Raw genomic sequence first — 5,713 nt, 5'->3', positions numbered from 1 at the left:
CCCGTACACCATACACGCTTACTTTAAACGGCCTGATGCCAATGCGGAATCCTTCACCGTGGACGGATTTTTTTGCACCGGGGACCTTGCGCGGCGCAGGCCCGATGGTTGCCTGGTGCTTGAAGGGCGTGAAAAAGATCAGATTCAGCGGGGAGGTGAAAAGATCATTCCCGAAGAAGTGGAAAATGTTCTTGTCGCCCACAAAGAGGTTCGGGATGCAGTACTTCTGGGCATTCCTGACAAGCTGCTTGGTGAAAAAATCTGCGCCTTCATCTTTGTGCACGAGCACAGGGATGAAGACGAGGTCAATGACCGCACCCTCCGGCGATTTCTTCAGAGCGAAGGCCTGAGTACGTTCAAGATTCCTGATCAGTTTATTTTTGTTACGTCTTTTCCAAGTACGGCAGTGGGCAAAAACAACCGTCGCAAACTGAGAGAACAGCTTCTTCAGCAGTACTACAGGAGCGTCAATGTCCCTGAAGGAGTGGAAAATGCCAGCTGAAGCGCCAATTACCTCGCGCGAAGGTCTGCTTGCCTGGGTGGCAACCGCACTCAAGTGCTCTCCGGACGCAATCAACGAGAATGATTCGCTTATCGAGCTGGGGCTGAGTTCCCTTATGATGATGCGCCTTCCCGTCATGCTCAAAAAGCAGGGGGTAAGCGTAAAGCTGGCGGATATGTTGAAAGACGCCACCGTGGCGAGCTGGCTCCGGCTTATGGCTGGCGGGCAGGGCAGTGCGAATGAAGAAACCCTGCAACCGGTTGCGGACGGGCAGCCCTTTGCCCTCACGGATATGCAGCGGGCGTACTGGCTCGGGCGCCAGGCCATTTTTCCGTTGGGCGGGATCGCCGCGCACGGCTATCTGGAAATAGAGGCCGCTGGTGGCGGCTTTGACCTGCCGCGTCTGGAAGAAGCCTTGAACAAAACCATTGCTGTTCATCCAGTACTGCGAATGGTTCTGACCACTGACGGGCATCAGACCGTGCTTGGGAAGGTACCACGCTACACCATTGAATACAGCCATGGGCCGGAAGAAAGAGCAAAATGCCGTACCGCCATGCAGGCGGAAATTTTGCCTGCCCATACATGGCCTCTGTTCAAAGTCTGCATGACAGGAAGCGATGATTCACCGCACAAATTTCTGCATATCAGTTTTGACATTCTACTGCTTGATATAGCTTCTCTCGCACTGTGGCTACGCCAATGGCACGGGCTTTATGTGGGGACAAGAGCGGGCATACAGCCGCATGGCCGTCATTTTTCGCAGTATCTCGTTGAAACTGAGAACAAAAGGACGAGCAGGGCCGCAGAAGAGCACCGGAGCTGGTGGCGCGCGCGCGTTGATGACCTGCCCCGTGCTCCACAATTGCCGTTGGCGCGGCAGCCAAGGGAGCTTACACCCCCTGCAATTTTGCGGCTGGAATCACGTATTGAGCCGGAAGCAGCAGCCCTGCTCAGAGGGCAAGCCGCCAGGGCAGGCGTAACCGCCGCCGGGCTGTTTACAGCCATTCTGGCCCTGGGGCTTTCACGTTTCAGCCGTTTTCCTCATATGACGCTCAACCTGACGCTTTTTGACCGTTCGGGTGAGCGGGCAGCGTATGACGGTATACTGGGAGATTTTACCTCCATGTTGCCGGTGGCGGTGCGTACGGGTGACGGGCAGAGTTTCGCATCGCTTTGCCAGGCTGTTCATGCCGAAATATTTCAGGCGCTTTCCCATGCTGAAGTCAGCGGAGCGGAAGTAAGTGCGGAGATTGCCCGTGCTCAGGGAATATCCAATGAAAATCCTTTGCCTGTTGTTTTGACCTGCGCAACAGGCGATGGCGCGGGCAGTTATCTGGACGCCGCTGCGCTGTTTGGCAAGCTGGTCTTCGCCCGCAATCAGGCGCCGCAGACCTGGATAGATGTGCAGGTTGTGGATTACCAGGGCGGCATTTCCGTCATATGGGATTACGTGGACGGCCTTTTCCCCGATGGCCTTATTGATGAAATGTTCGGCCTGTTTATGGAACTGTGCCGCGAAGTGACGGGCGGTTCAGCCTGGTCTGCTGCGGCCCAGTCGCTGTGCGTAGGCAGGATGGAACCCGCAGTTCTTGATGTTCTTCCCGGGGCAGATCGAAACCTTGTGGCTCCTTTTCTTGAAAATGCCATTATGCATCCCGCCGCTCCGGCACTGATAACGCCGGAAAAAACCGTCAGCTACGGCGAGCTGGAACGTCTCAGCCGCGCTCTGGCGCAGCGGCTTGCCGCATCCGGTCTGGTTCAGCGTGGCAGCCTGGTGGGCGTGGCGCTGCCAAGAGGCTGGCGTCAGATAGTGGCAGTTCTGGGCGTTCTGCGCGCCGGGGCGGCCTATCTGCCTGTAAGCGTTAACGATCCCGCTGACCGCATCGCGCTGATATTTGCAGAAGGCAATGTTGCCGCAGTTGTATGCGATGATGAACGTGCGCGTACTGCACCGGATACCTTAGCAAAGTTTGTCGTCGACGAGGACGCACCAGCGGCAGAGGTCGCTTCTGAAATACTCCTCCTGCCAGCCGATCCGGATGATGTGGCTTATGTCATCTTTACCTCCGGTTCAACGGGCAAGCCCAAAGGCGTTGCCGTATCTCATCAGGCCGCCTTGAATACGATATTGGATGTCAATTTCAGAAATACCGTCACTGCGAAGGATCGCCTTTTTGCCGTATCGCAGCTTAATTTTGACCTTTCGGTTTACGACATATTTGGAGCACTGGCAGTGGGGGCAGCGCTCGTCATTCCCACGCATGCGGCAGTTCCTGACCCTCATGAGTGGGTGCGGCAGGTCGAGGCCGAGAGGGTAACCGTTTGGAACTCCGTTCCGGCGCTGGCGCAGTTGCTGATCGAAGCAGCGCATGTCTCGGGTGGATCAATAGAGTCACTGCGCCTGTTTATGCTCAGCGGAGACTGGCTGCCGGTTGATCTGGCCAAATCCATTCTTGCTCTGACGCAAAGGCCCCGATTGGTCAGTATGGGCGGCGCGACGGAGGCTGCCATATGGTCGGTTGAGAAAGTAGTGGAAACCGTTGCGCCCGATCAGAAAACCATCCCCTACGGCAAACCGCTTTCCGGGCAGATCCTCTATGTGCTGGATGCCGCCATGCGTCTTTGCCCGCAATGGACGCCGGGCGAAATCCATATTGCGGGTGTGGGCCTGGCTGAAGGTTATCTGCACCGGCCTGAACTGACGGATAAAGCCTTTGTGCTCCATCCTGTGACTGGAGAGCGATTGTACCGCACGGGCGATTGGGGGCGGCTGTTGCCTGATGGCGATATCGAGTTTCTGGGCCGTGAGGACTCTCAGGTCAAGATCAACGGTATGCGTATCGAGCTTGGCGAAATTGAAGCAGCCATCACCGCATTGCTGGGCGTTAGGCAGGCAGTTGCCGTCATTACGGAAAATGGTGGAATAAAGCAGATAGCCGCGTTTGCTGTGCCGGACGACACCCAGGCTATTGACGAAGAGCGCCTGCGTGAGGCGCTGAAAAAAAAGCTGCCGCATTCATGGCTGCCTTCCGTCTTGTGCCTTGAATCAACCCTGCCTCTTTCGGCCAATGGCAAGGTTGACCGAAAAGCTCTGGCCGTCAGGGCAAGGCACGCCCTGCATGCAGCGCGACCTGGGAAGACCGTATTACCGGAAACAGAGGGGCAGCAGAAAATTGCCGATGTGTGGGCCTCGGTGTTGAACGGTGCGCGTCCGGGATTGTCGGTTTCCTTTTTTGATGCAGGGGGGACATCCTTTCTTGCCATGCAGCTGGCTTCCAGGCTGGCGGCTCTGCTGGAACAGCCTGTTCCGGTGATTTCCATCTTCCAGTACACCACCATCGCCAGTCAGGCGAAGCATTTCATCGAATCTGAAGCATTACAGCCTATGAATGCTGGCCGCGGTCAGGCTCGTGCCCAAAAACTTGGGGTACTGGCCGCCCGAGCGCGCCAGAGGGGAAGATCATGAATGATGACGCATTGAAAATAGCTGTAATAGGTATGGCCGGGCGCTTTCCCGGCGCGGGTGATCTGGGCGCATTCTGGCACAACCTGAAGCTCGGTATATCCGGCGGCAAGGTTCTTTTCCCGTCTGATGACGGGCTGGTCCACTACGGTTTTCCGCTTGATGATACCGACCAGTTTGATGCCGGTTTTTTTGATGTTCCAGCACGCGAGGCCAGGATGCTGGACCCGCAGCACCGTCTGTTTCTGGAATGCGCCTATTCGGCCCTTGAGCATGCGGGCATTGCGCCGCGCAGTCCACGGCAGATCACGGGCGTTTTCGGTTGCTGCAATTTCAACGGGTATGCCCTGCGTTTCGCAAACCGGATTTTGCAGGCAAATCCTCTTGATCTCGTGGACATGCTCGCTGCCAATGACAAAGATTATCTCGCCGCACGCGTTGCCTACAAGCTGAACCTGAAAGGCCCGGCCCTGACGGTGCAATGCGCCTGCTCCTCTTCATTGGCTACAGTAGCCACGGCTTGCCAGGCGCTTCTTTCCGGTCAGTGCGATGTCGCTTTGGCTGGCGGCGTCGGGCTCAAGACCAGCGAGGGCGCGGGGTACAGCTACGAGCCAGAAGGCCCGCTTTCCATTGATGGTCACGTGCGGGCCTACAGTGATGACGCCAGTGGCGTAAACGAAGGCGAAGGTGTTGGCACGGTTGTGCTGAAGCGTCTTGATGACGCCCTGCATGAGGGAGATGTCGTGTACGCCGTTATTTCCGGCTATGCCATCGGTAACGACGGGGCGGACAAAACCGGTTTTTACGCGCCCTCTGTTACGGGACAGGCCACGGTCATTGCCGACGCGCTGGCAATGTCCGGCGTTGACCCTTTGGAGATAGGGTATGTCGAAGGACACGGCACCGGAACGCCCATCGGCGATCCAATGGAAGTGGCGGCACTGGTGCAGGCATGGCAACTGCCGGATACCGCACCTAGGCAATATTGTCGCCTGGGTTCCGTAAAAACGGGCGTCGGCCATCTGAACGCGGCTGCCGGAGTAGCAAGTCTGATCAAGACCGTGCTCGCCCTGCATCATAAAACCATTCCGGCTTCTCTGGATTTTCACGCGCCCAATCCCCGTTTGAGGCTTGAAACTACACCCTTCAGTATTGCCGCCCATACTACGGATTGGGAAGTACCAGTAGGAAAAACCCGCAAGGCGGCGGTAAATTCTCTGGGTATTGGCGGAAACAATGTGCACCTGATTCTGGAAGAAGGGCCGGAACCTGCCACAACGACATGTTCCGGAGCGGCTCTCATTACCCTGTCCGCCAAAACGAAAACCGCTCTGGAAAAAAAGGCGCTGGAACTGGGCGCATGGCTACGGGAACATCCGGAACCCCTGGCCGATGTGGCACATACGCTTCTTCGTGGGCGTGATATGCAGGCCTTTCGCCTGAGCCTTGTTTGTGAAGATGCCGCAGCGCTTCCCGCCATGCTGGAATCACCGGGACTGCTGCGCAAGTCTGCACGTCTTGACGATCCGGATAAAGCAATCCCTGTGGCTTTTCTTTTCCCCGGTTTCGGCTCGCAGCATCAGGGCATGGCCTTGAACCTGCGTGATGCCCTGCCTGCTTTTAAACAGCCCTTTGACCGGATATGCGCAGCCTTTGGTAAAGAAACCGGCACTGATGTACTTGCCGCCATTTCCAGCGCAGAGGCGCTTGCCGACACGGAAACAGGAACCTTTGCCCTGTTTGCC

General features: G+C 56.8%; 2 protein-coding genes and 1 pseudogene. All 3 read left to right on the top strand.

Annotated features, from left to right (window positions below):
* Positions 1–502: pseudogene (locus QZ377_RS08580) on the top strand (AMP-binding protein); the annotation flags it as partial.
* Complete coding sequence (locus tag QZ377_RS08575) at positions 492–3,971, top strand: amino acid adenylation domain-containing protein (RefSeq protein WP_291440746.1); 3,480 nt, start codon at positions 492–494, stop codon at positions 3,969–3,971. The pseudogene QZ377_RS08580 and the gene QZ377_RS08575, both read left to right, overlap by 11 nt.
* Positions 3,968–5,713 (top strand): type I polyketide synthase (locus QZ377_RS08570; protein WP_291440745.1); only part of this gene is annotated, 1,746 nt, incomplete at its 3' end. The genes QZ377_RS08575 and QZ377_RS08570, both read left to right, overlap by 4 nt.

Source organism: Desulfovibrio sp. (assembly GCF_019424165.1).
Classification (GTDB): Bacteria; Desulfobacterota; Desulfovibrionia; order Desulfovibrionales; family Desulfovibrionaceae; genus Desulfovibrio.
Note: the sequence above shows the minus strand (reverse complement) of the source record. Positions and strands in the feature narration are given on the sequence as shown.